Source organism: Humidesulfovibrio sp., assembly GCF_030689645.1.
Taxonomy (GTDB): domain Bacteria; phylum Desulfobacterota; class Desulfovibrionia; order Desulfovibrionales; family Desulfovibrionaceae; genus Humidesulfovibrio.
Window position 1 is genome coordinate 1 of the sequence record NZ_JAUYFU010000104.1, and the last position, 24,669, is coordinate 24,669.

Genomic DNA, 24,669 nt, shown 5'->3' on the forward strand with positions numbered 1-24,669 from the left:
GCGCCGCGTGCTCAAGGCCGAGGAAACCGGCGAGGCGCCCGGCGATTTGAGCATGTTGGACGATACGGAGTAGCCTGGAACGCCTGGGGCTCTGCCTCCAGGACGCTGCCAGGGGCGCTGTCCCTTAACCCCGGTCAAGAGATTAAATGTAACACCTGAACAGAATGGGAATGGTCACCCCGACCAATCGTCGTAGCGAGGCTTGCGTCCGCCTGAGAGTACGTCATTCTGGGGCGGGCAGGAACGCCACGTCTGGTGGGGGGGCTAAGATCAGGTGTTGCGGGTTTGGCTCGTGCACAGCATCCTCGCACAAGTAGGGACCAGGACGGACGGAAGGCTCCTCAAGCGCATATTCTCTTCTTCAAGCTGTTTCTGCCGCTTCACCTGCGAGGGCATGAGGCCGCCGTACTTGTTGCGCCAGCGGGGTAGCAGGCCTGGGCGGAGATGCCGGCTTTGCGGCAGACCTCCTCCATGGACGTCCCTTTCCCGGCCTGGCGCAGGATGAATGCGATCTGCGAATACGTGAACCGCGATTTCTTCATGGAATATTCCTCCGGTTTGGGGTGAGCCAAATCTAACTGAGAATGAAAATATTTTGGATGGTCCAGTTTTCGGGAAGCAGATCAACTTGCCAAGGCACCATAATTTTGGTTATTTTTCATTTTCGGTTTCAATGAGTGGACTGTGCTTTTTCTGCGATGGCTGCTCCTATATGCAAGGGGGACAACATGTGCACGGCGGCGGGGATCATAGGTACAGGCGCATATCTGCCGGAGGGGGTCCTAACCAACGAGGAACTCTCCAGGCGGCTGGCGGTGACCCCGGAATGGATATTCCAGCAGACCGGGATTGCTGTCCGGCGCATAGCCCCGGCCGGGCTGTTGTCTTCCGGAATGGCCGTGGAGGCGGGGCGGCAGGCCCTGGAACAGGCCGGAACCGCTCCTGAGGAAATCGGCCTGATCATCATGGCCAGTTCGACCCCCGATGCCGGCGGCCCGGCCACGGCCGCCCTGATCCAGCAGGCCTTGCACATCCCTCAGGCCATGTGCTTCGACCTCTCTGCGGGCTGCTCCGGCTTTGTTTACGCCCTGGCTACGGCCTGCCATCTGGTGTCCTCCGGTTTCTGCGCCAAGGCCTTGGTGATCGGCGCGGACAAGTTCTCCAGGGTGGTTGACCCGGATGATACGGCAACCGCCATCCTGTTCGGCGACGGCGCCGGGGCCGTGGTGGTGGGCCAAGTGCCTGATGGCTGCGGTCTGCTGGCCAGCGACATGGGCTGTGACGGATCCCGATTTGAGGCTGTGTGGCTACCCGGGCCGGAGGGAAGCCGACCGGTCCCCGCCGGAAGCACGGTCAAGCCCGGTCCTTTTGTGCACATGGATGGCTACCAGGTCTTCAGATTCTCGATGCGGGTGATCGGTGAATCGGTCGGGCGCGTGCTGGACCGCACCGGACTGACCATGGCAGACGTGGATCTGCTGATCCCGCACCAGGCCAACCGCCGCATCGTGGAGGCTGCAGCCCGCAGACTCAACTTACCCATGGAGAAAGTGATTCTGGACATGGAGGATTGTGGCAACACCTCGGCCGCCTCCATACCCATCGCCCTGCATCACGCCGTGGAGCGGGGAAGAATACCCCCCGGAAGTCTATTCCTGTTAGCCGGTTTCGGCGCGGGGCTCAGTTGGGGATCGTGCCTGCTTCGCTGGTACGATCCGGCAACATCTTGCTGACGGACAGGAGACGCGAGAATGGGCCAGACTGATTCACCTTACTCCATCACCACGGTCACTGCGGACACGGCAGCGGGAGCGGCCAATGTCTTCCGGGCCATCTACGGTGAATCCTTTCCCATGCGCTACGTCTACCACGCCGACCAACTCATGGCCGAGATCGAGGGCGGTCGCCTGTGCGCGGCCTTGGCCTTTGACCAGGGCCAGGAGGCCATCGGCTACGCCTCCGTCTACAGAAACGCCCCCAACCCCCTGCTCTGGGAAGGGGGTAATCTGGTGCTGATCCCGGGACGCGGAGACGACCGACTGGGCTGGTCCCTTATGGAGTACTTCAAACAGCCTGGGAAGCTGCCTGGGCCTCCGCCCGACGGATACTACAGCGAATCGGTCTGCCACCACTACTTTACCCAAGTGGGGTGCGCCAAGCTCGGCTTCCACGACTGTGCCATCGAGTTGGACCAGTTGGATGGGGCCAGCTTCGCCGAGCACCGACCGAGCACCGACCGGGTGGCCTGCGTGCTGCAGTTCTATGAACAGACCGGCCAACCGGAACCGGTCTGTCTGCCACATCGGTACGCGGACCTGCTCCAGCGTCTTGCCCAACCGCTGCAACCTAGGAAATTCCTGACTTCCAGCCTGCCCCTGCCCGAGGGCGGGGCCACGGCGAGCACCAGCAGCTATTACGAGTCTTCCCGCACCTGGAAGCTCTCAGTCAACGAGGTCGGGGCCGACTGGGGATCCTGGCTGGACAAGCTGCTCGCCGAGGCCCACCAACGTCGAGTGGTGAGCCTCCAGGTTGTCGTTTCCATGGCAGTTCCCTGCATCGGCGCAGCCGTGGAGGCAATGAGGGAACGTGGTTTTTCCCTTGGGGGGTTGTTCCCGCGCTGGTTCGGGGCGGACGGGATCATGCTCCAGCAGGTTCTTGGAAAAGAGCCGGATTATGAAGGCATCAAGTTATACTCCCAAACGGCCCGGGGCCTGCTTGGGTTCATCCGTGACGACCAGGAAGCGGCCAAGCGCCGGCAAACGAGGTAAGTTATGCAGGCGGGTATTCTGGGGACTGGAATCCATCTGCCCGAGGGGGCGCTGACCAACGAGGAGTTGGCTGAGCGTTTTGGCTTGCCCCCGGACGAGCTCTTCGCCCTTTCCGGCATCCGGCGCCGCCGCGTCGCCGCGCCGGAACAGGCTTGTTCAGACCTGGCCATAGCTGCTGCCCGGCAGGCCATGGAGAACGCGGGCGCGGCCCCGGAGGAAATCGGGATGGTCATCGTGGCCACAAACACCGGGGACCATCCCACCCCTTCCACGGCGGTCCTGGTCCAGAAGGGGCTTGGGATTCCGACAGCAGGCTGCTTCGACCTCAAGGCCAACTGCGCGGGGTTCGTCTATGGCCTCATGGTCGGGTGCTCTCTGGTCAGCACCGGGCTCGCCTCCAAGGTGCTGCTGGTGGGCTCTGAGGTGCTGTCCCGCTTCATCAACCCCACGGACCTGGACAGCCTGCTGCTGTTTGGCGACGGTGCAGGGGCGGTGGTGCTCGGGCCGGTGGCCGAAGGATACGGGCTTTTGGCAAGCGAAGTGGGCTCAAACGGCGAGGACTACGACGCCCTGATTGTTGAGGCCGGCGGGAGCCGTCTGCCATTTTCCCGGCAAACCCTGGAGGGAAAGCAGGAATTTGTGCGCATGGACGGAGGGCGGATTTTCATGTTCGCTATGCGCACACTGGGGGACTCGGCCCTGCGAGTCATCCGCAAGGCCGGGCTGGGCGTGGAGGATGTAGATCTGTTCATCCCCCATCAGGCCAACCGCCGGATCATCGCGGCTGCGGCTAGGCGTTTGGAACTGCCGCTGGATCGTTTCGTTATCGCCATGGAGGACTGTGGCAACACCTCCGCCGCCGCCCTTCCTGTCGCCCTGCACCAATCCGTGGTCCAGGGGCGGATCAAAACCGGGGACCGACTGGTGATGACCGGCTTCGGCGCCGGAGTCAGCTGGGGATCGATTTTATTGCGCTGGGGTTCGGCTACGTAAACAAACAATCCGGAAAGGAGACATCAATGACCAGAGAAGAAAAGGTCAAGCAATTGATCATAAAAGTGGGCGAGGGCAAGATCACGGAGGACATGATCACCCTGGACGCAGATTTGAACAAGGACCTTGGCCTGGACTCCCTGGCCATGGTGGAGCTGTTGGTGATGACCGAGGACGCCTTTGGTATCCAGGCCAGCAAGGATGACGCCCAGGCGGCCGGGACCCTCCGTCTGACCCTGGCCTACCTGGATAAGTACCTCGAGGCCTAGGCCAGCGGAACTGAGCCAGGGAGAAAGCGGGGCGGATAGCCGTCTGGCCCGGCCGGAAAAGACAGTCCCGGCTGGGCCTTTTCTTCCCGCAAAGACAGGGGAAGGCCTCCCCTCATGAATGGATATTGACGTCTGAGCCGATGAGATTTGAACTCACACCCTCTGACGTTGTCCAATCTGAAAGCTGCGGCGGCTCCGGTTGAACGCTCGTTTAGGTGCTGGTAAATTTCATGAGTTTCGCAATCGCCGCAAAAGGGCTTACCGGATTCTCTAGGTGGAGCAGTTTGTCCGTTCGCAGTTGGATGACTTCTGTATATTCGGGATGAGGAAGAATATAGAACTGTTCTTTTCTAATCGCATCGAAGACGATGTCAGCGACTTGCTGTGGAGACATGCTCGCCTCGATTGCAGCCTTGAATGCGACGATATGGGCCTGCATTTCAGGGGTCCGCGTGACCGGTTCATCACGCAAGCCCTCAGGTCTATTCCGCTCCGCATTGGCGATGTTTGTCCGCACCAACCCCGGGCACAGAACCGATACTTTGACAAGTGACTTTTGCTCTTGGAGTGTGAGGTAAAGGCATTCAGAGATGGCGACCACGGCATGCTTCGTCGCTGCGTAGGGAGCGGAGCCTGCACCGGCCATTAACCCAGCCAGAGAGGAGGTATTGATGATATGGCACTCTGTGTTTTGTGCAAGCATCAGCGGCGTAAATACCTTGACGCCATGAATCACGCTCCATAGATTGACGCCGATTACCCATTCCCAATCATTCCAGGTTGCCTCCCACGGTACCCCGCTTGCAGTAACACCGGCGTTATTGAAGAGCAGATGAATCTGGCCAAATGCATCAAGCGTTCTGCGAGCCAGCAACTCAACGTCATTCCTTTTCGAAACATCTGTTCTTACACCAAGCACCGTTCCACCCAAGGATCTCAGCTCAGCTTCTGCCTTGGTGAGAAGGGCGTCATCAATGTCGGCGAGGACTACTTTCATCCCCTCGCGGACACATTTTTCAGCTATTCCACGCCCGATGCCGCTTGCTGCACCCGTAATCACCGCAACCTTGCCTTGAAACTCCTGCATTGCCTGTCCGTTTCCTTGATTTTGCGAGGTTACACATCTAGGGTTTACACCTAGTGCATTGATCATTTTCAATAGCACTTTTTTCTCAAGAGATAAATATCCTGAGGTTGAAGCTGTCGAATTTTCCAGGAGAAGTGCCATTTCCGGGGAATCACATTTGGCAAAGTGACAAGATCACCCTACTCCCCGGAGCCCGAGCAAGAGTCGCTCCCCTCGCCGTCGCACGCAACCAACTCACGGCGCGCCAAGCATTGGTGTCAAGCGTAAGCGCGCCCGCGCCGCCTTTTTGTGCGCGCACCGGGCTGCGCAGCATCACCGCGCACCGACGCGCGCCCTCTTCCCATTCGATTTGATCCGTGAAGCCTCCGCCCCGCCAATTTCACAGCCTCCTTCAAAAACCCATTCTCCGGCGCTTTCATTTTTTTCAGCCCAGGGCGCAGGCGACTCTGTGCCTCTGTTCTGCTTTGGGCTTCGAAGCATTTCGCTTGGTGAACAGTCGCCCGCTCGACGAAGTGGCTGAAATCGCCCACCAACAGTTTGCTGGGGTGATCAGGAAGTCGCCTCAAGGCCCAGAATCGCTCGCATACCGCGAGCAGAACCACCGGACAGTCCAATCCGCAACCATCTGCAGGAGGAGCTGCAGAGAAAATGTATCGGCGGAGTTGCTGCCGCCGCTGCCTAGGGAATCCCCTTGACGCCCATGCTGGCAAGACTGGCGCGCGAGCCAGGCTCGCAGAAAGAGCACACTACTCAACAGAAGAAGCGGCGGATCGGAACGAAAGGAAGGACAAGAAGATGGGTGCAAACAGGTGGTCGAAGTCGCTGCACTCCCAAGCGGAGGCGCTCCTCGGCGGCATCCGCGACGTTGGTAGGAAGAAGGGCCGCGTTGACCGGCGGTGTATTCGTGGCATTGGCACGTGGGACGTCTACCGTCGCGACATCCATCGCTTCGTCGAGTTCCTGCACCGCGCTGGGCTGCGCACCTTCGCCAGGCACAGCAAGTATCCACGGTGCCCGCATGTACATCGCCGACCGTGGCCAGGCACTGCGCGACGCTGGCGGTTCTTTCCAGACCATCGAGCGTGAAGTTTTGGCGCTCACGAAGCTCTCCCAAGCGTTGGACGTCTACGCCGAACGCCACGGCAGCGAGTCGGCGGCGCCCATCCGCATAGCCCTGGCGAAAGAGAAGGCGTATTGGCGCATAGAACTAGCGGCGCGTTCCGGCGGCTACACGACCCGCGCGTACCCCGACCCCGCAGGCCTCTTCGCAGCCATTCAGGACGTTGGCCTTCGGCTTCAGGCGAAGCTCATGGGCGAGTCGGGCTGCAGAGCGGTGGGCGTGGGCGCGCCAGCGCACGGCAGTAATCCGTTCACGGCCTCCAACCTGCTCGGCATGGGAACGGACCCTGTCTCCGGTGCGGCCGCCGGGCGTATCGTTGTCACCGAGAAGGGCGGCAAGCACACCGAGCCTTTTGTGCAGCCGTCGACGTACCGCGAGCTTGAAGCGTACATCGCGGAGCACGCCCAACTCGCTTCACCTTACCGCACGTTCCTGCGCGCCGTCGAAGCCGCTGCCAGAGCAACGGGGCAGTATGCGCCTGGCCGGGGTACGCACGGTCTGAAGCACAGCTTTGCGCAGGCGCGCATGCACGAAGCCTTTGTGGGCGGCTTGTCGCACGAGGAGGCGAAACAGGCCGTCGCGAACGAGATCGTGCACAACCGCATGGACAGCGTGGACACGTACTTGAGGTAGAATGTGCCGAAGCTCGTGACGCATCCGTCGGCCTGTACACGGTAAAGGAACGCACTCGAGCGCTGCGCTGGCTCTCCGGCCTCGCCGAGTCCGACCGCGAGCGCATCCTGACCGACGCCTTCGCCGCATGCGCCTCGACCTCGCCGTCGACTCCGTACGTCGCGTTGCTCGGCGCAATCCGCCGTTTCGGTTTCGACACGATTCGGCGGCGTGGCTTCCGTGCTGCTAGGCAGGAGCAACTCGTGTATTTTCAGCGAGTACGCGAGTCCCGCGCTCGGAACCTGCGGAACGAGCGGCCTTCTCCTTTGCGCGATAAAGTGCTGCACAGATGGGCGCTGGTGCGTGAGCTGAACGGGCAAGGCCTCGGTTTCAGGCTCATCGCGCGTTACTTCTCGAAGCAGCTGCGCATTTCCGTCTCCGCGTCATACCTGCGCAAGCTATGGGACGTGCTTGAGCCCGGCGGCGAAAACGGCCAGCCCGCAACCGTAGCGCGCCCGGTCTGTCCTGATGCCGGCGCTCGTCACTGTCATCCTTCTGCTCGCGCTTTTTGGCCTGCTGCTCCTCTTCGTCGCTGCTGCCACTCCGCAGCGCGTGCTGCAAGTCCATTTCCCGGCGGCTCACTCTCTTGAAAGCGCCTTCATCGGCCATGCGAGCCTGCCCAGGGCGAAATGCTGCCGTATCCCGCATTCTCCTCGAAAACGCTGGCGCAGAACGCCAGGCATGCAGTCGGGGCTGCCGCCGCCCATCGGTCTGGCAGGCTGAACAGGCCCTTCATCATGTTCCGATGCCTAGCATGCCGCTGGCAATGCCATGTGTATGGGGAACGCAAGCTCCTGCTCACTTGCTGAGGTTTGGAGTGATGGTGGGGTTTAAACTGCGGCATCATGCGGCAACCTTCTGAAGTTGCGTGAAATGAATGTATGCAGCCTCAAAATGGCCAGGAATGCCAGGATTCGAGAGCCTCGAATATCAGATTCTCTGGGTCGACTTCTTGAGCGACTTCTGGGAGATCATGGATCCCTTTTCACTCGCGACCAGGAGATTCGCCATGGTCCACCTGTCTTTGCCCAGCATGATTCTACTCACGCTGTCCGACTGTGTGGTCGTTCCCGCCCTGTCACGCCGCACCGGCGGGCCTTGCCGGGCCGTGCAAACGCGGTGGCTTGTCGTCGGCATCGACGACCAGGTGCGGCTTGTCGGCTGCCTCGACCGTAAGGGGCGCATGTTCCGGACCGCCGTGCGCGACAATGTGCGACTTAAGGCGCGCAGCATCGCCAACGCCCGCGAGCTGACGCGCGGCGAAGCAATCGTACGGGCGATCGACGCTGCCGCCGAAGCGAACTTCGACATGGCGGTCCCCGAAGCGCTGTTCGATTACAGGTCGCTTCGCCTTCCGGACTGGGTGGAAAACTACGGCGCCTGGCCGACGGCGAACGGCTACATCGTGGCCCGCCTTGCGACGACGCATGGCATGCTCGTTTCGTCCCATCTATCCGCTCAAGCCGCCTTTCCGGGCAGTCGGGCTGCTGTGGGAGAACGGCGATTTTGCGCGGAACTCATCCAGCGCCATCCTTTCGTTCGCAAGTTCCGCCGGGATCATCCTCGCCGCCGCCTACCCCGACGCCCTGGCCACGCGCTTCGTGCAACGGAATGGCGCCGCTTGGCCTGACTGGCTGCCTGCCGCTCCGGACGGAAAAGCACCTCGGTCCGCGGCGAGGATGGAAGCCATGTTTCCCAAGCGAGTGCATGTCACACTCACGCCGGAACTCGTCTTGCGGTTCCTCGGCAAGAATCCCGGCAGCGAAGTGCTGTCGCTCAAGACCGGCCCCACCCTCGAAACTGTCATCTGGAAGAACGGCGTGAGCAGGTCTGGCAAGCACGTCAGCGCTCCGGGGCCTTTTGCTTGTGGCGGCAAGGCTTCGTTTGCTCTTGCGCGTTGCGTGGATGATCGGAGCAGGCGCTCGTGCTTCCCTCTTCCCCGACAGAAGCGGCTTCTTCATCATGTCCGAGCTGCCACATCGTACGCCCGACGAAAGACCGAGCAATAGACGGCTTGCCCGATGGGCTCATGGGGCCCTTTCGCGTGCAAATCCAGTCTTTTCCCACAAGCTCATAAGTCGTGTCAGTTTTCATCACGAACTTGACGCCCTCGTCTGGGCTGCAAGTGATCGACTCGACCACGCTGCGCAACTGCATCGCGATTCTGGCGCGCCGAGCGTAAACGGCTTCATCGCTCATATCGACGTATCCAGGCAGGAGTCCGTCGCAAGCGTGTCAGTTCGGAGCGCTCGCGGAACTGCGTAGAGTCTTCCGCCGCCAGCGCGATTGCACAACAGCTTGTTGATGTAGCTCTCATGCCACACGGGCTTCCGCGTGTTCCACGCCGCGAAACCCTCTTTGATGGGCGTCCGGACGATGACGCCGCGCCCATAGCCTCCAACGTACATCTCGAAAATGCGGCGTGAGCTGTGCGCGGTCTTCGAGCACATGAATTTTGCCGTCATGCACTACAAGCCAACGCGGAACTTGGCTCGTCACGATGACGCCACCTTTCGCCTTTTTGCGATTTGTTTCCAAGTTCGCTCGTGATCTGAGGGACTTATGCTCACTCTCGTTGTTTGACCGCATCATGTCCGCCAGGATCGAGAAGAACGCGGCGTGTGAGGCGAGGTCCAAGATTACGTTTTGGGCGGTGATGCCGATTCTGAAGCCGCGCTGCGTGATGTTGAACAACAACAGCAGTGCTTCGTTCACGCGGTTTCTGGTCAGCCGGTCAAGGGATTCCGCCACAAGCACTGAGCCCGGCGGGATTTCACCGCTCTCGCATCGCTGGAGGAGGCGGCCGAGTTCATCTGTCAGGGCGTTGTCGCCACGCAATGTCGAAACGCCGATGTCTTGCAAAGTTTCGGCGACTGGCAGGCCATGGGTTTCTTCGAATCGCACGGCTGCGTCGAGCTGCCGACGTTCGCCGTCGCCCCGGGCTTGGCTCGGCGATGACAGACGGATATGATGTATGCCTGTGACGCCGTGGGAGTGGATGGGTGTGTAGTATTCATGAGAACACCTTGTGGCTTCGTCTTTTCATGATGCCAGGATTATTTTGGTGGTCAGGCCGTGCTTGGCGATGCCCAGAGTGACTATGTTCAGTAATTGCTGGCGAAGTATGTTTCGCTTTGGGTAAGATATTTTTTCCGACTCCCCGCCAGGGGGTATGCACCCCCTGGACCCGCAGGGCAATCAAAAGGGCCTGATCCGAGCTGTTGCTCGGATCAGGCCCTTTTGATTGCAGGGACGGGGTTGTGATATCCTGGGCACCAAGAGGCGATGGTTGTTCTGTGCAACCATCGCTAGATGTTTCGAGAGGATTCTTTAACTGCTCGTCCACAGTCGGCTTTCGCCTCCCCGAAAACACTCCGCCGGATGACCTGCCCGGCTTTGCGGGCGGGGCCATCCGGCGGCACAGGGAGTCCACAGGGCCTTGTGCCCTCTGGCGGGGTCAGGGGCGGCGCCCCTGCTTTTCTTCTCTTACGCGTCCAGCCCCAGCAACCGCTTGGCGATCTCTTTCGCGGCTTTGCGTCCAGCGCCCATGGCGCTGATGACCGTGGCTGCGCCAGTGACGATGTCGCCCCCGGCGAAGACGTTGTGGATGCTGGTCTCGCCGGTTTCCGGGTTGGCGTCGATGTAGCCCCATTTGTTGAGTCCCAGGCCCTTGGTGGCTTCGAGCAGGATGGGATTGGGCTTGGTGCCCACGGCGATGATGACGAGCTGGCAGGGGATTTCGGCGGTCTGGCCCTCGATGGGTTCGGGGCGGCGGCGGCCGGAGGCGTCGGGTTCGCCCAGCTGCATCTTTTGCACAGTCATGCTCACGAGGCGCTTGTTCTCGTCGGCGTTGAGGGCCAGGGGGGCGTTGAGCAGTTCGAGCTGCACGCCTTCTTCGATGGCGTGCTCAAGCTCTTCCAGTCGCGCGGGCATTTCGGCCTTGGTGCGGCGGTAGACGATGGAGACCTTTTTCGCTCCCAGGCGCAGGGCGGTGCGCGCGGCGTCCATGGCCACGTTGCCGCCGCCCACCACGCAGACTTCGTCGGCCTTGAAGATGGGCGTGTCGTAGTTGGGGAAGTCGTAGGCGCGACCGAGGTTCACGCGGGTCAGGTATTCGTTGGCGGAGAACACGCCGATGCTGTTCTCTCCCGGCACCTTCATGAACTGGGGCAGGCCCGCGCCAACGCCGATGAACACGGCCTTGTAGCCTTGGTCCATAAGCTCCTGCACGGTGAAGGCCTTGCCGCCCACCCAGTTGGTCTTGAACTCCACGCCAAGGTCTTTCATGGCGTCCACTTCGCGCCGCACGATGCCTTTGGGCAAACGGAATTCGGGGATGCCGTAGACGAGCACGCCGCCGACCTCGTGCAGGGCCTCGAACACTGTGACCTTGATGCCGAGGGCGGCCAGATATCCGGTCACGGTGAGGCTGGCCGGGCCAGCGCCGATGCAGGCGACCTTCAGGTCGTCGCGCATCATGCGGCAGGCGGCCTCGCCGGTGATCTGGAGACATGCGGCGTCGCCATCGGCCACTCGTGCGGCGAAGGTATCGGCCACGTAGCGCTCAAGGCGACCGATGGCCACGGGCCCGCCGGTCTTCTCGGCGTTTTTGGAGAGCACGCACATGCCCTCGCACTGGGTTTCCTGGGGGCACACGCGGCCGCACACGGCAGGCAGGGAGTTGTAGTCGCGCAGCACCTTGTAGGAACCGGGCAGGTCGCCCTTCTGCAACGCGCCGATGAAGCCCTTGATGTCGATTTCGACCGGGCAGCCCTGGCGGCACAGGGGTTTTTTGCACTGCAGGCAGCGGGCGGCCTCGGCCTTGGCGTCGGCCTCGGTGTAGCCCACCGCCACTTCAAGATAGTTCTGGATGCGCACAAAGGGCGGCTGCACGGGCATTTCCGTGCGTGGCGTGGCCTTGCGGGGGGCCTTCTTTTCGGGTGCGTCGCTCATTCTACTTGCCCTCCGCGCATTTGCACTTTTCCTGGAACAGCTGCATGGACTCCTGCTCCTGCGGGCGGAACTGCGAGAGGCGCAGGCGCAGCTCGCCGAAATCCACCTCATGTCCGTCGAATTCGGGTCCGTCCACGCAGGCGAACTTGGTCTTGCCGCCGACAGTGCAGCGGCAGGCGCCGCACATGCCGATGCCGTCGACCATGATGGAGTTGAGGCTCACCGTGGTTTTGACGCCAAAGGGCTTGGTGACCTTGGCCACGGCTTCCATCATGGGCACCGGGCCGATGGCCACGACTTCGCTCACGTCCTTGTCTTCCTCAAGGCGGGTTCTCAGCACCTCGGTGACAAAGCCCTTGTGCCCCTGGGAGCCGTCGTCGGTTGCCACCAGCACTTCCGGGCAGAAGTTGCCCAGCTCCGAGCAGAAGAGCAGCAGGTCCTTGTTGCGTGCGCCGATGACCGCCACAACGCGGTTGCCCGCTGCGGCGTGCCCCTTGGCGATGTGGTGCATGGCCGCGACTCCGGTGCCGCCGCCCACGCAGATGACGGTGCCCTGCTTCTCGATGTGGGTGGCCTTGCCCAGGGGGCCGCAGAAGTCGGGGAGGCTCATGCCTTCCTCAAAGGTGTTGAGTTCCGCGGTGCTCTTGCCCACCACCAGGAACACGATGGTGACGGTCCCGGCTTCGGCGTCGCAGTCGGCGATGGTCAGAGGGATTCGCTCGCCTTTTTCAGACGTGCGCAGGATGACGAAGTTGCCTGGCTTGGCCTTGGCGGCAACGTGGGGCGCTTCGATGACGAGGAGCGTCGTCTGCCCTGGGATCAGGACCTTCTTCTCAAGAATGCGATAGCTCATTGGGACACCTTCCGGTATTGATAAAGATGGGCTTCTGTAGCCCGACCTCAAGGCGATTGCAACACGCGAACTTTTTTGGGCAGCAGGGGCTTGCAAAGAGGACGCGCAGTGGTTACTGGTGGTTCATGGCTCGTTGCCCCGCATGCCTTTTGGCGCGGCGGCCCGAGCTTGGCTTCCACGGACGGAAGACGCTTCTGCCCTGGTCCTCCACTGGAGTGAGGGTGGCAAAGGTTCCGCTGATCGCAATGGTTACGGAACTGGCTGCTGGACCATAGGGCGGCATTTGCGGCTTCCGGTCTTTTTTTGGCAGACCGGACGCCCGGGAAATACCCGGAGACGCCCATGACGCTGACCATCGGCACCAACAGCACCGCAGGCGCGACGCCCCTCTTCCGGGCAGGCGCTGAGGCTGTCGCGCGCCCGCAGGTTCAGACGAGCCGGGTTTCGCTCAATCTCGGGCCGTTCGGCATCAGCTATTCCACAGAGCGGGTTCTCTGGACCGAGGCCATGGCCGCTGCTGCCGCTCAGACTCTAAGCGCTGGCGGGGCGACGTCAAGCGCGGTGGAGACCAAGGGCCCTGTGGCTGCGCTTTCGACGCTGGAGGCGGCCAGTCAGGACGGAGTTGACGGACGGCAGGCCCAGGCCATGCAGGCCGAGGCCACGAGCCGCATCTTCAACCTGGAGCTTGTCCAGGCTGTGCGCAGGCAGGTCGAGGAGCGCAGTCGCGCCGGACAGACCTACGGCCGCAACGGGGCATTGAATTCCGGCGGCGCGCAGAAGACCGGCCAGGCGACCGCTTCTGCGGCAAGCGCAGCCAACCCGCCCGAAGCCGTGGGCGGCGCTGCGGCGAATAGCTCTGGAATATCCGCCAATCCAGCAGGCAGGCAAAACCATGTTCCTCCGGCCACGCGCATGCGTCAGGCCATCGGGGCCTACCTGGCCTGCGCCAGCAACTTCAGCACAACTCCCCCCATGCTTTCCGCCGTGGCTTGAGGCCAATGCGTCAGCAGGAGTGAAAGTCCTTGCTGATGTAGAGCATCAGGTCGAAGAGGTTGTGCGCCATCTCGTCCGCAAGGGCGGGGGGCTCCCCAGGGGCCGCTCCGGCTGTGCGGGTGATGATCTTGGAGAAGAGCAGACCCACAAGCTGGTCGTCGCCCTTGGTCCACGGCGCGCCGCTTGAAGGGAACTTCTTCTGGAATCCGTGGTAGTACATGCGCTCTCCCGGTGGTCTGGGGCGATAATGGGGCTGCGCAGGCCCTGCGCAGGGGGCTCTTGCGCGCGTGGTCCTGCGGGGATATGTTCCCGCAACACTGGTGGTATCGGTCCCTTGGGGCCACAACTTTACAGCCAGCGCATTCGTACTCCGAGAAGCGCCAGCCCCTGGGGCGCTACAACCCTTCAGGCCGGAGGTTCTTCCTGTGCCGCAGAAAAGCATCCTGGTTGTTGAGGACCATCCCGAAACGCAGGAGCTGCTTGCTTATCACCTCAAGGCCGCAGGCTACACCATTCGCACTGCCTCCAGCGGACAGGTCGCGCTGGACGTAGCCTTGCGCAGCAAGCCGGATCTGGTGTTGCTGGACGTGATGCTGCCTGGCGGCATGGATGGCCTGGAGGTCTGCCGCAGACTCAAGCAGGACGCCCGCACGCGCTCTGTGCCGGTGATTATGCTCACTGCCTTGGGAGATGAGGTGGACCGCATCGTGGGATTGGAGCTTGGGGCCGAGGACTACCTGCCCAAGCCCTTCAGTCCGCGCGAACTGCTCCTGCGCATCAAGGCCCTGCTGCGGCGCTCCTCCCAGCAGGAGGGGCAGGCCGAAGGCTTCCGCGAAGGCGGGTTGGCCATCGACTTCGAGGCCCACACCGTGCAAGTGGACGGAGCCGACGCCGGGCTTACGGCCACGGAGCACAAGATCTTGAAGGAGCTTGTGGCGTCCAAGGGCCGGGTGCTCCCGCGGGAGCGCCTGCTGGATACCGTGTGGGACACGGACTTTGACGGCACCTCGCGCACAGTGGACACGCACATGCGCCGCCTGCGCGGCAAACTCGGCCCGTATGCGGACTGGATAGAGACCGTGCGCGGGGTGGGATACCGCTTCAAACCCGTCACAAAAGCCGAAGAAAACTAAGGCTACACGCCGCTATCGATAGCTTGCCGATGTCGTAATGTGAAGTGTCGTCTGATGAGTATGGCTCAAATCGTCTGCCGCTAGCGCCCTGCGGCCAGGGATTCGAAGTGCGCTGCCCAGCGCTCCGCAGCCCCGTCTAGTCCGAAGTGCGCAAGCACGTGCGCCCGGCCCAAGGCTCCCATCTCCATCCGCTCGTGGGGCGAGAGCTCCAGCACCTGCATAAGGCATTGCGCCAAGGCCGCTGCCTGCGTCTCCCTTGAGGCGTCAGGCCCAGACGCCTGGGCTCCGGCCAGCACGCCGCCCGGACCGGCCACGCGCCTCGCTTCGCCCACATCCAGGCATGCTGAAGGAACCCCGCAGGCCAAGGCCTCGGCCAAGGCGTTGGGGAAGCCCTCACCTAGAGAGGGCAGGGCCAGAACATCGAGGGCCGCAAGCACCTGCGCCATGTCGTCGCGTCGGCCCAGGCGTATGGCCGCAGCCTCAAGGCCGTGCCGGGCCAGCAGACCGTCCAACTCCCCGGCCCGTCCGTCGACTTGCCCCCTGATTGGTCCAGCCGCTTCCGTGCCAGGGCCGCAGAACACCAGTCGAGCCGAGGGGAACTGCTCCAGCACAAGCCGCGCCGCCTGGCAGAACACTGCGTGCCCCTTCATAGGGTCCAGCCGCGCCACAAGCCCTATGAGCAGGGCGTTTTCATCCACGCCCCACTCTGATCGCAAACGCAGCCTGGCTTCAGCAGCGGGGCGGAACAGCGCGCCGTCCACCCCGTTTTCCAGCACCACCAGTTTGCGCGGCACATAGCCCAGGGCCGCCATATGGTGCTCGGCCCCGGCCAGAGAATTGGCGGTGACTGCCTCGGGCCAGGCCGAGAGCAGTGCGCAGGCGCGCACCGTGAGCCGCGTGCTGAAGGAGTAGCGCGAAAAATCCATGTACCCGGAGCGCAGGCCCCAGCTCACCGCAGCGCCGCAACCGCTGACCCGCGCAGCCAGCAGGCCAAGCAGGTCGGCATGGTACAGCCAGGTCTGCAGCACCTGTGGCCGCCACTGGCGCAGCAGAGAGACGAGTTGGCAGGCCGCGCCGGGGCTGGGCACCCCGCGCCGCAGGCCCAGGCTCTCCACCGGCACGCCAAGATGGCGGATGCGCTCGACAAGCTGGCCGTGCTCGCCCGTGATGTCCAGCAGGCTCACCACGCGGCAGTCGAAGCGCTCCCTTGGAAGCCGCGAAAGCAGGCGCGCCAGCCAGGTCTCGGCTCCGCCGAGGCCAAGGCCGGTGATGAGGTGCAGGATGCGTATGGGAGGCATGGAAGAGCCCTAGCGCATGGAGCGGACGATGGGAAGGGAGGGCCAGGGCGTGGTGCCTGTTTCATGCTCCGCAGGCCAGGAGGCTGCGCCCCCTGGACCCGCTGTGATGGGGAGGGCGGCTTTCTCCTATGTCAGTGAGAGCGCCTGACCCGTGGGCAGGGCGTCCACGGCGCGGCCGATGCGCACCGCCAGATCGCCGGCCTCCAGAAGCATGGCCTGGGCCTGGGCCACCTTGTCCTCGGGCATGCCCAGGATGAGCCCGCCTGAGGTTTGGGCGTCAAAGGCCAGGGTTACGAGAAGCTCGTCCAGACCGGGCCGCACCAGGGTGCGCGGCAGATAATGGTTGCGGTTCTGGATGCTGCCGCCGGGCATGAGGCCCAGGGTGGCGAGGCTCAGGGCCTCGGGCAGGAAAGGCACGTCCGACAGGGTCACCTCGGCGGTGACGCCGCTTGATGCCGCCATTTCCAGCAGGTGCCCGCCCAGGCCGAAGCCTGTCACGTCCGTGCTGGCCCTGATGCCCAGCTCGCGGATCACTCTGGCCCCAGCGCGGTTCAGGCGCGAGCACCAGAAATGCACCAGCTCCTCCAGGCGGTCGGCTCCGGGCCGACCGGCCTTGATGGCCGTTGCCAGCACCCCGGTGCCGATGGGCTTAGTGAGCAGGAGCACGTCGCCCGCCTTAAGGCCCCGGTTGGTGGAAATTTTGTCCGGGTCCACAGCGCCGGAAACCGAAAGCCCGTACTTGATTTCCGGGTCTTCCACGCTGTGCCCGCCGCAGAGCACCGCACCGGCCTCAAGGATCTTGGAGAGCCCGCCCTGCAGGATGGCCGCAAGCACCTCGGGAGGCGTGTTGCGCGCCGGGAAACAGCAGACGTTCATGGCAGCGTACGGTTCGCCGCCCACGGCGTACACGTCGGAAAGGGCGTTGGCTGCGGCGATCTGCCCGAAGCGGAACGGGTCGTCCACCACCGGCGTCAGGAAATCGACAGTCTGCACCAATGCCTGCCCCGGTGGAAAGCGCAACACCACAGCGTCCTCGCCACCGCCGCGCGGTCCCGAGAGAATGCGGTCGTCGTGCCCCGTCAAGAGGCCGCCGAGTATACGCTCCAGGTCCCCTGGAGCAACTTTTGCCGCTCAACCAGCGGCGCGAACGCCCTGTGTGAGACGGACCTTTTGCGCTGCCAGAGGCATGGGTGTGAATGTTTCCATGGGAGCCTCATACCAGACCCGGCAAGGGCCGCCAAGGGGGAATTCCTCTTTCAGACATTAAGTAAGCGAATGATCCGCCGATAAGCTGAACATCCAGGCACGCGAGATGCATATCCGGAACACCAGCAACGCACCCCAAATTAGGGAGGCCGCATGATCCGACACAGTTGCGCCGCCTGCGGAAGGTCCATCAACCGGACCGACCGCTTCTTCGAACACTCCGATGGCACTCTTTGCCAGGACTGCCTGGCGCGGCTGGTGCCTGGCAAAGCGTCGCGAGCCAGCACCACGGTCTGCCCCGCGCCTCCTCCAGCCTGGGCCATTTTGCCTGAGCTGGCGCCGCACGGACGCAGATAGGCGCGCGATAGGTAGAGCCAGGGGCGCCGCCCCTGGACCCCGCCAGAGGGCATGCGCCCTCTGGACTCCGCAGGCTCGCCGGGCGGGACGCCCGGCGAGGGCGATGCCGATGGGCGCGGACAGGGCTGGCGTGGGCGGCTTTGCGGACTCCCCGTCAATCTCCGGCGCGGCTTCGCGGCGCTGCGCACCGCAAAGCCGCGCCGGGCCGATTGAGGGGAAGCATTTGTTTGGGGAGTATTGGAGATGGCGCGGGAAACATGACCACTCTGACATTCTGCTGCTTTCGTTGGTGATGTTGCTGGAAACACGCCCATCCCGACACCTCTGCAAACGAAATGGCCGGGTTCGAACGTCTGTTCGAACCCGGCCATTTCGTTTGCCCTGAGGGGGTCTGGGGGGAATCAATCCCCCCGGAAAAACATTCTCTCCTCCCTACTCGCCGCCCTTTACGCCAGCGCCCATGCGGCGCAGTATCTTTTGCAGGCTCACGCGTTCGATGCCGCTGATGCGCGCGGCCTCGGAGATGTTGCCGCCGGACATTTCGAGCACCTGCTCCACGTAGCGTTTGGTGAAGCCTTCGAGCACATGAGCCTTGGCTTCCTTGTATGGAGCCAGGGGTTCTGCCTGGCCGGAGCAGTTCGCATGTCCGGGCAGGCCGCCTTCGGCCTGGCGCAGGTGGCTCATGTCCACCAGGGGATTGGGGCAGAACACGGCCAGGCGGCGGATGAAGTTCTGGAGTTCGCGAACATTGCCGGGCCAGGGCCGCTCGGTGAGGCAGGCCACGGTTTCCGGCCCGAGGACCTTTGGCGGCAGGCGCATTTCTGCGCAGGTTTGGGCCAGGAAGTGCGCAGCCAGCAGCGGAATGTCGTCTTTGCGGTCGCGCAGGGGCGGTGTGGTGATGGTGAGGACGTTCAGGCGGTAGAACAGGTCCTGGCGGAACTGCCCGCTGGCGATGCGCCCTTCGAGATCCTGGTTGGTGGTTGCCAGAATGCGCACGTTGACCTTGACGGTGTCGCTGGAGCCCACGGGGCGGACCTCGTGCTCCTGCAGCACGCGCAGGAGCTTGGTCTGCACGGGCATGGGGATGTCGCCAATTTCGTCGAGCAGTATGCTGCCTTCGGACGCGGACACGAAGAGTCCGCGGCGGGATTTGTCCGCGCCGGTAAAGGCTCCCTTCACGTGGCCGAAGAGCTCGGATTCCAACAGGTGTTCCGGGATGGCCGGGCAGTTCACCGTGACAAAGGGCCGGGTGGCGCGGGAGCTCAAGCGGTGGATGCTTGCGGCCACCAGCTCCTTGCCCGTGCCGGATTCGCCCCGCACCAGCACTGTATAGTCGGAGGCGGCAACGGCGGCCATGGATTCCTTCAGGCGCCGCATGGCCGGGCCTTGGCCCACCAGGGTGCGCTCCAGCTCGGAGCGCCGCGCCAGTTCCCGCAGGTTGCGGTTCTCGCCCAGCAGGCGGTCGCGCTCCAGGCCCTTGGCCACGGCGCGGAACAGTTCGCTGCGCTCCACGGGCTTTGTGAGGAAGTCATAGGCCCCGGCCTTGAGCGCGGCCACGGCGGTTTCCACGCTGCCATGCCCGGTAAGCATGATGACCGTGAGGTTAGGGTCGGCCTCCAGGGCCTGGCGCAGCAGTTCCTGGCCGTCCAGTCCGGGCATGCGCAGGTCCGTGAGCATGAGTCCAACCCCGCCTGCGGCGATGTTGGGCAGCGCCTCGGCCCCGCTGTGCGCCAGAGATATCTCCACTTCAGGGAAGCCTGTGGCCACAAGTCGGGCCAGCCCCTGGGCGAAGTCGGGCTCGTCGTCTACCAGCAGAATGCGTTGCGGCATTAGGGTCTCCTCGTCTTTGTCCTAATCATGGGTCGGAGCTGTTCGGGCCGCAGGCAACAACACGCGGAAGCACGCGCCGCCCGAAGGGGCGTTTTCCACTTCGATGCTCCCGTCCAGGTCGCGCACGAGGCTGTACACGACGGCCAGGCCGAGGCCGGTGCCCTTGCCCACAGCCTTGGTGGTGAAGAAGGGGTCGAACACGCGGTCCAGGTGCTCCGACGCGATGCCTGGTCCATTGTCGCAGACGCTGAGCTCGACCATTTCGCCGTGGGGCCGCAGTCGCACATGCACCTGCCCTGCTTCGCCGGATTTTCCAGCCACGGCGTCCAGGGCGTTCATGGCCAGGTTGGTCAGTATGTGTTCCAGCGCCTCCGCCCCAGCGGCCACCTGGGGCAAGCCGGGTTCGGCCTCCAGGGACAGCGTGGCCATGTTGTTCTTGCCGCGGGGCTTCAGCACTTCAAGGGTGCTGGCTGCCACGGCGTGCAGATCGCTTGGGCCGGGCTCGACGGGCCTGGGCCGGGCGAAGTCCAGCAGGTCGCGCACCACCCGGCGGGCCTGGTCCGTGTGGCGCATGATGACCTCAAGGTCCGCCTGGGCCTGGGTTTCCTGCTGCGAGGCTTGGAGCAGCTCGGCGTAGCAGCGGATGACGCCGAGAGGGTTGTTGATTTCATGGGCCAGGCCGGCGGCCAGTTGGCCTACGGCCACTATGCGTTCGTTGCGACGCATCTGGCCTTCCATGCGGCGCTCGGTGGTCACCTCGCGCAGTGAGGCCACGTGTCGCAAGCCGCCTCCTGGCTGCGGGATGGGATAGAGGCTGGTCTCGAAGATGCGGCCATCGGCAAGCTCGAATTCCCCGCGGCCGCCGCTTCCAGTGGCCAGGGTGAGCAGATCGCGCAGGCCGTCGAATCCGTGCCCTCCTCTCGGCGCATCAGACCCGCTTCTCGTGGGGGAGGGGGCGGGCAGGCTCGCGGCGAGGTTGCGCGCCGTAGTGTTGGCCAAAAGTACGGCCCCGCCCGTGTCGAGCAGCAGCAGCGGGTCGGCTATGCCCTCAAATATGGAGGACAGGAGGTCGTTCTGTCGCAAGAGGCTGTCAAGGGCGTCAAGGTTCTCCATTGCGATGCCCAACTGCTGGCCGATGGCGCGGGCCAGGTCGGCAAGGCGCACGCTTTTTTCCTGGCTCGTGTCCCAGTGAAGGCAGAGCAGCCCGCGGCTGGTGCCGGAGGTCTGCACCGGGATGTACCAGGCGCGTGGGGTCAGGCGCGGGTCGCCCGCAGCCACCAGATCATGCCAGTCGTCCGGCAGGTCCGGGGCCGCGTCCGGCTCCGGCCAGGAGGCGTAGTCCGAGGCCCCCAGCACGCAGATGTATCCCGCGCGGTTAGCGCCGAAGCGCTGGGCTGTGAGGGCCAGTGCGGCGACAAGCATCTGGTTCTTGTTTTGGCTTTCATTCAGGCTATTCAAAAGAGCCACGAACAGCGCCACATCGGCCCTGCGTTCATCGGCCAGATGGCTGATGGCGGCGGTGCGCGCGGCCACCTTGTCCTCCAGTGTCGCGGCGTATTCGGTCAGGTCCAGGCGGGCCTGGCGCAGATGTTGGGCAAAGGCCTCGAACCCGTGTAGAATGTCTTCAATCTCGTCATCGCCCGGGGGCAGGGCCTTGGCCTCTTTGGCTTCCTCGGGGAACAGGCGGCGCATGACCCCGGTGACCCGGCGCAGGCTCTGCACCACAAGGCGGTGGAAGAAACCCTGGATCACCAGAAACAACACCAGGATTCCCGTGGCGAACAGCAAGGCGAAGGAGAGGGTGGCGTCGCGGATGTCGCCCACGTCGCGCTGGACCTTGAGCCGCACAAGGTCGATGCCGGCGAGTTGGCCCACCTCGCGCCCGAAGCCCCGCTCAGGGCCGTACCGTGCGATGAGTTCACGCGGGGCCTCGGCCGGATCGCCGTGGCAGCGCAGGCATGCGGCCTCGAAGCGTTGGGGCCGCGCGGTGATGAAGTTTTGCTCTCCGTCGATCTCCACGAACTCCTCCAGGCGCACGAGCTCAGGGTCGGCCTCGAAGGTGGCGATGAACCCGCGTTCGCGCTGGTCCGCCTCGTAGTCCGGGTTGCGCGCGCCCACGCCCACGCGGCGGTAGGTGAAGGCCTCTTTCGTCAAGTTCTGGTCGCTCATGATGCCGCGGGTGACGTAGGAGGTGCTCATGGCCTCAAGCACGAACTGGTTGTCGGGCAGCAGGCGGTACATTGCGGGGCGGAGCGTGGCGCGCACGTACCCCTGCACCGCCTCCACCTGCGAGAGGATCAGCGCGGCCTTGGCCCGAGCCTCGCCCTCCATGAGGCGCTCCAGGTGGAGATTCAGGGTAAGGGCGAAGAAGCCTACCAGAAGGGCCATGACCAGGCCCAATCCGGCGAGGAATTTGGTTTGCAGGGTGTGCGGAGTGATGCGGCGCATGATGTATCGCTCCTGTGTTTGAGCCTCTGTACGTGTCTGCTCACCAGATGGCAACGGTTGGATGCACCCCTGTAGCCGCAAGGACGCCGCATGCTAACGCAGGTTAGCAGCAGCGGGCGGCTTTGCGCGATAAATCATGTGTGATATCTTATAGTTACCGTTGAGGCGTGCAGTGGCACCATCCTTGCTCTTGGCTGGATATACACCGGGAACGGCGGCCCCGCCTTGGGCCGTCTTAGCCGGATTACCCTGTCAACGGAGGAGAAAATGGAAGAAAAAAGCAGTGTTGCGAAAGTACTGGCCATCGTGCCAGGACTTGCCGTCATGATCGGCACCCTGTTTCTGCTGCGCACGTATGTGGAGCCGTGGATGAAGGACGCCGTGGTTTTCGGCCAGAAAGGCTGGCTGGTGCAGGTGTTGAGCCTGAACTACATCCTTCTGTCCATCATCGCGGGTATCATCTACCGCAACGTATTCTTTGGCGGCAAGATTCCCGACTGGGCCGAGGCAGGTTTCCGCACCACGCGCCTGTTCATCAAGTCCGGCGTCATCATGCTGGGCTGTCTGTACACCTTGCAGAAGCTGGCTAAGGTCGGCAGCATCGCCATTCTGCTCATCTCCACCTTTGTGTTCGGCACAGTGTTCTTCGTCATCTGGTACGGCAAGCGCATCGGCATGGAGCGCTCCATGATCGGCGTCATGGGCGCCTCTTGCGGCGTGTGCGGCGTCTCCGCCGCGGTTGCAACGGCTCCCGGCGTCAACGCCAAGCCCTCCGAGGTCGCCCTGGCCATCGCCACCATCCTCGGCTTCGGCATCATGACCATGTTCATCAGCCCCTTCATTGGCAAGGCGCTGTCCATGAGCGACTACCAGTTCGGCGCCTGGGTCGGCACCGGCATCCTGAACTCCGGCCAGGTTCTGGCCACCTGTCTGGCCTTCAACCCGACCTTCGCCCCTGGCACGGCAGTGGCCTACGGCGAAATTTGGAACGTCGTGCGCGTCATCAGCATTCCCTTCGTGGTGTTCATCATCACCACCTGGGCCTGCAAGGCCGAGGCCGCCGAGTCTTGCTCCACCGGCTCGCAGATGAGCCTGGGCAAGGTGTTCAAGGACCGCTTCCCTATCTTCGTCATTGGCTTCTTCGGCATGACCGCCCTGTCCTCGCTGGGTTGGCTTGGCGCTGAAGGCTCCAACACGCTGCACCTCATGCGCGAGGTAATGAGCTGGATCTTTGGCATCGGCCTGGTGGGCCAGGGCGCCTACATCGACTTCCGCGAGCTGAGAAGGGCAGGCGGCAAGCCGTTGCGCGTCGGCCTGGTCGCGGGCACGCTCAAGTATGTCGTGGCCCTCATCGTCATCATGCTCTTCGTGTCCAAGGACGCGAGCTTCTAACGGGAGGACTCCATGTCTGACAAAGCAAAAGGAAAAATGACCGTATTCAAGACGGATCGCCACGAAGACGCCGCCGCCATGGTGTTCGTCAGCTTGGTGGTGATCGTTGTCCTGACTTACATGGCTTATGTGGTTCCCACCGTCACCATCAAGCCCAGCCAGGACGGCAAGCTCGTGTCCATCGCCGTGCAGACCGACCAGGAAGTGAAAAAGGGCGACCTGCTCTACACTTTCGAGTACAAGGACAAGAAGTTCGTCAACGGACAGCTTGAGGAAAAACTCGCCATCAAGGAAGTGAAAGCCTCCACCAACGGCAAGGTGCTCTCCGTCGGCGTCAAAGAAGGCGATGTGCTCAAGAAGGGCAAGAACGCCATCCTGGTAATGGACCATGAAAAGGGCACCCTGCCCTGATGAAGATACTGCTGGCCCTGGATGATTCGGCCCGGGCCATGGACGAGGCCGTGCGGCTCGCCTCCGAACGGGGGGCGGGCCTCACAGCCTTATTTGTTCTGGACACCGGCTGGAGCGTGTATATCGGGTCCGACTTCCTGCTGGGCAGCACGGCCCGCAGCAAGTTTCTGGAATACACCCGCGACGACGAGTACGCACAGGAGCGCGCCACAGTGGAAGCGTTCCAGAAGCGCGCCCAGGCCGCAGGACTTGACTGCATCATCAAAACCGCCACCGCCGGGCGCGTGCCAGAAGCCATCCTGGCCGAACTCGCCGAGGGCGGCTACGACACCCTGATCATGAGCCAGCCTTTCCGACGCGGACTCGAAGTCATGCGCGACGCCGCTACGCAGGTGCTAAAAAAAGCGCCCTGCGACGTGCTGTTCGTGAGAAGAGAAGAATAGAGCGGGAGACCTGGGGCGCTGCCCCTTAACCCCGGTCAAGGGGAGAAATATAGCACCCGGCGTGTCAACAGCCCTGACCGTTCTCATCGAGTCTAGCGTGAGCCACGGCGCGACCTTTAGATTGCCATTCAGGGGTAGTGCAATAGCTGCATAAAAAATTGAATTCCTCAGCACGGATTACAAGAAATCGACCCCCTGAACGGTATGTGCAGCGCTATTTCCTAGTTCAATGATCTTTTATACTTAGTCGTTATGGCCCGATACAAAGAATATTCCTCTCGCCCCGACATCTAAATCGATCCCCACTCTGCCGGATTGAGCCGGGCGATGGCGCCCTTGGTGACCTTGCCCCGGCCGCCCAGCACAACCCACTTGAGCCAAAACCCGAACACGTCACGCACGCTCTTCATTATGCTCCCAAGCCTAGTGCCCTTGGCCTCGCC

General features: G+C 63.0%; 26 protein-coding genes. 14 read left to right on the top strand and 12 right to left on the bottom strand.

What is annotated here, in order from left to right; translation table 11 throughout:
* Nucleotides 1–380: 380 nt before the first annotated feature.
* Complete coding sequence (locus Q8O35_RS14865; protein WP_371133139.1) at nucleotides 381–542, bottom strand: transposase; 162 nt, start codon at nucleotides 540–542, stop codon at nucleotides 381–383.
* A 186-nt stretch (nucleotides 543–728) separates the two neighbouring features.
* On the opposite strand from Q8O35_RS14865, the gene Q8O35_RS13795 reads away from it, so the two are divergent.
* The 4 genes from Q8O35_RS13795 to Q8O35_RS13810 are packed head-to-tail and all read left to right on the top strand — an operon-like array spanning nucleotide 729 to nucleotide 4,030.
* Nucleotides 729–1,733, top strand: coding sequence for a beta-ketoacyl-ACP synthase III (locus tag Q8O35_RS13795; protein WP_305574322.1), 1,005 nt, complete (start codon nucleotides 729–731; stop codon nucleotides 1,731–1,733).
* 18 nt (nucleotides 1,734–1,751) lie between these two features.
* Nucleotides 1,752–2,768, top strand: coding sequence for a hypothetical protein (locus Q8O35_RS13800; protein WP_305574324.1), 1,017 nt, complete (start codon nucleotides 1,752–1,754; stop codon nucleotides 2,766–2,768).
* 3 nt (nucleotides 2,769–2,771) lie between these two features.
* A complete protein-coding gene (locus tag Q8O35_RS13805) occupies nucleotides 2,772–3,761 on the top strand; it encodes a 3-oxoacyl-ACP synthase III family protein (RefSeq protein ID WP_305574326.1) in 990 nt (329 codons plus the stop codon).
* A gap of 26 nt (nucleotides 3,762–3,787) precedes the next feature.
* Nucleotides 3,788–4,030 (top strand): acyl carrier protein, encoded by a 243-nt coding sequence (locus Q8O35_RS13810; protein ID WP_305574328.1) that lies wholly within the window; start codon nucleotides 3,788–3,790, stop codon nucleotides 4,028–4,030.
* Nucleotides 4,031–4,241: 211 nt separating this feature from the next.
* On the opposite strand, the gene Q8O35_RS13815 is transcribed toward Q8O35_RS13810, so the two are convergent.
* Nucleotides 4,242–5,258: an SDR family NAD(P)-dependent oxidoreductase gene (locus Q8O35_RS13815; protein WP_305574330.1), complete on the bottom strand. Its 1,017-nt coding sequence runs from the start codon at nucleotides 5,256–5,258 to the stop codon at nucleotides 4,242–4,244.
* An 877-nt stretch (nucleotides 5,259–6,135) separates the two neighbouring features.
* Here Q8O35_RS13815 and Q8O35_RS13820 point away from each other — a divergent pair.
* From Q8O35_RS13820 to Q8O35_RS13830, 3 genes are all read left to right on the top strand, one after another.
* Nucleotides 6,136–6,870, top strand: a complete 735-nt coding sequence (locus Q8O35_RS13820; RefSeq protein ID WP_305574333.1) for a hypothetical protein — start codon at nucleotides 6,136–6,138, stop codon at nucleotides 6,868–6,870.
* Nucleotides 6,871–7,377: 507 nt separating this feature from the next.
* Nucleotides 7,378–7,632, top strand: coding sequence for a hypothetical protein (locus tag Q8O35_RS13825; RefSeq protein ID WP_305574335.1), 255 nt, complete (start codon nucleotides 7,378–7,380; stop codon nucleotides 7,630–7,632).
* A gap of 181 nt (nucleotides 7,633–7,813) precedes the next feature.
* Entirely contained in the window at nucleotides 7,814–8,539 is a 726-nt protein-coding gene (locus Q8O35_RS13830) for a hypothetical protein (RefSeq protein ID WP_305574337.1), read from the top strand.
* Between the two features lie 212 nt (nucleotides 8,540–8,751).
* On the opposite strand, the gene Q8O35_RS13835 is transcribed toward Q8O35_RS13830, so the two are convergent.
* From Q8O35_RS13835 to Q8O35_RS13850, 5 genes are all read right to left on the bottom strand, one after another.
* Nucleotides 8,752–9,108, bottom strand: a complete 357-nt coding sequence (locus Q8O35_RS13835; protein WP_305574339.1) for a hypothetical protein — start codon at nucleotides 9,106–9,108, stop codon at nucleotides 8,752–8,754.
* Nucleotides 9,105–9,317 (bottom strand): hypothetical protein, encoded by a 213-nt coding sequence (locus tag Q8O35_RS14870; protein WP_371133141.1) that lies wholly within the window; start codon nucleotides 9,315–9,317, stop codon nucleotides 9,105–9,107. Before Q8O35_RS14870 ends, Q8O35_RS13835 begins: the two co-directional genes overlap by 4 nt.
* The gene (locus Q8O35_RS13840; RefSeq protein WP_371133142.1) at nucleotides 9,223–9,909 is read right to left on the bottom strand and encodes a recombinase family protein; all 687 of its coding nucleotides are present in this window, start codon (nucleotides 9,907–9,909) and stop codon (nucleotides 9,223–9,225) included. The genes Q8O35_RS14870 and Q8O35_RS13840 overlap by 95 nt, the downstream gene beginning before the upstream one ends.
* A gap of 486 nt (nucleotides 9,910–10,395) precedes the next feature.
* Nucleotides 10,396–11,862: an NADPH-dependent glutamate synthase gene (gltA, locus tag Q8O35_RS13845; RefSeq protein ID WP_305574341.1), complete on the bottom strand. Its 1,467-nt coding sequence runs from the start codon at nucleotides 11,860–11,862 to the stop codon at nucleotides 10,396–10,398.
* A 1-nt stretch (nucleotide 11,863) separates the two neighbouring features.
* Nucleotides 11,864–12,715 carry a sulfide/dihydroorotate dehydrogenase-like FAD/NAD-binding protein gene (locus Q8O35_RS13850; protein ID WP_305574343.1) on the bottom strand — a complete coding sequence of 284 codons (852 nt, stop codon included), beginning with the start codon at nucleotides 12,713–12,715 and terminating at the stop codon, nucleotides 11,864–11,866.
* A 342-nt stretch (nucleotides 12,716–13,057) separates the two neighbouring features.
* Between Q8O35_RS13850 and Q8O35_RS13855 the strand changes: the two genes are divergently transcribed.
* Complete coding sequence (locus Q8O35_RS13855; RefSeq protein ID WP_305574345.1) at nucleotides 13,058–13,708, top strand: hypothetical protein; 651 nt, start codon at nucleotides 13,058–13,060, stop codon at nucleotides 13,706–13,708.
* A 10-nt stretch (nucleotides 13,709–13,718) separates the two neighbouring features.
* Here the strand turns inward: Q8O35_RS13855 and Q8O35_RS13860 are convergent, their stop codons facing one another.
* Nucleotides 13,719–13,928, bottom strand: coding sequence for a hypothetical protein (locus Q8O35_RS13860; RefSeq protein WP_305574347.1), 210 nt, complete (start codon nucleotides 13,926–13,928; stop codon nucleotides 13,719–13,721).
* A 205-nt stretch (nucleotides 13,929–14,133) separates the two neighbouring features.
* Between Q8O35_RS13860 and Q8O35_RS13865 the strand changes: the two genes are divergently transcribed.
* A complete protein-coding gene (locus Q8O35_RS13865; RefSeq protein WP_305574349.1) occupies nucleotides 14,134–14,841 on the top strand; it encodes a response regulator in 708 nt (235 codons plus the stop codon).
* A gap of 80 nt (nucleotides 14,842–14,921) precedes the next feature.
* Here Q8O35_RS13865 and Q8O35_RS13870 read toward each other — a convergent pair whose 3' ends face one another.
* Both Q8O35_RS13870 and selD read right to left on the bottom strand, forming a co-directional pair.
* Nucleotides 14,922–16,139, bottom strand: a complete 1,218-nt coding sequence (locus tag Q8O35_RS13870; RefSeq protein ID WP_305574351.1) for a glycosyltransferase — start codon at nucleotides 16,137–16,139, stop codon at nucleotides 14,922–14,924.
* A 126-nt stretch (nucleotides 16,140–16,265) separates the two neighbouring features.
* Nucleotides 16,266–17,327, bottom strand: coding sequence for a selenide, water dikinase SelD (gene selD, locus Q8O35_RS13875; RefSeq protein ID WP_305574369.1), 1,062 nt, complete (start codon nucleotides 17,325–17,327; stop codon nucleotides 16,266–16,268).
* 171 nt (nucleotides 17,328–17,498) lie between these two features.
* Here selD and Q8O35_RS13880 point away from each other — a divergent pair, with 171 nt between their 5' ends.
* Nucleotides 17,499–17,702: a hypothetical protein gene (locus Q8O35_RS13880; RefSeq protein WP_305574353.1), complete on the top strand. Its 204-nt coding sequence runs from the start codon at nucleotides 17,499–17,501 to the stop codon at nucleotides 17,700–17,702.
* Between the two features lie 51 nt (nucleotides 17,703–17,753).
* Entirely contained in the window at nucleotides 17,754–17,915 is a 162-nt protein-coding gene (locus Q8O35_RS13885; protein WP_305574355.1) for a hypothetical protein, read from the top strand.
* Between the two features lie 219 nt (nucleotides 17,916–18,134).
* Here Q8O35_RS13885 and Q8O35_RS13890 read toward each other — a convergent pair whose 3' ends face one another.
* Nucleotides 18,135–19,532, bottom strand: coding sequence for a sigma-54 dependent transcriptional regulator (locus Q8O35_RS13890; protein ID WP_305574357.1), 1,398 nt, complete (start codon nucleotides 19,530–19,532; stop codon nucleotides 18,135–18,137).
* A 21-nt stretch (nucleotides 19,533–19,553) separates the two neighbouring features.
* On the bottom strand, nucleotides 19,554–21,980 hold the full coding sequence (locus tag Q8O35_RS13895; protein ID WP_305574359.1) for a DUF3365 domain-containing protein: 2,427 nt from the start codon (nucleotides 21,978–21,980) through the stop codon (nucleotides 19,554–19,556).
* Nucleotides 21,981–22,247: 267 nt separating this feature from the next.
* Here Q8O35_RS13895 and Q8O35_RS13900 point away from each other — a divergent pair, with 267 nt between their 5' ends.
* From Q8O35_RS13900 to Q8O35_RS13910, 3 genes are read left to right on the top strand one after another with little or no spacing between them, the layout of a single operon-like run.
* On the top strand, nucleotides 22,248–23,372 hold the full coding sequence (locus Q8O35_RS13900; RefSeq protein ID WP_305574361.1) for a YeiH family protein: 1,125 nt from the start codon (nucleotides 22,248–22,250) through the stop codon (nucleotides 23,370–23,372).
* 12 nt (nucleotides 23,373–23,384) lie between these two features.
* Nucleotides 23,385–23,783, top strand: a complete 399-nt coding sequence (locus tag Q8O35_RS13905) for a biotin/lipoyl-binding protein (protein WP_305574363.1) — start codon at nucleotides 23,385–23,387, stop codon at nucleotides 23,781–23,783.
* Entirely contained in the window at nucleotides 23,783–24,226 is a 444-nt protein-coding gene (locus Q8O35_RS13910) for a universal stress protein (RefSeq protein WP_305574365.1), read from the top strand. The genes Q8O35_RS13905 and Q8O35_RS13910 overlap by 1 nt, the downstream gene beginning before the upstream one ends.
* Nucleotides 24,227–24,669 lie beyond the last annotated feature (443 nt).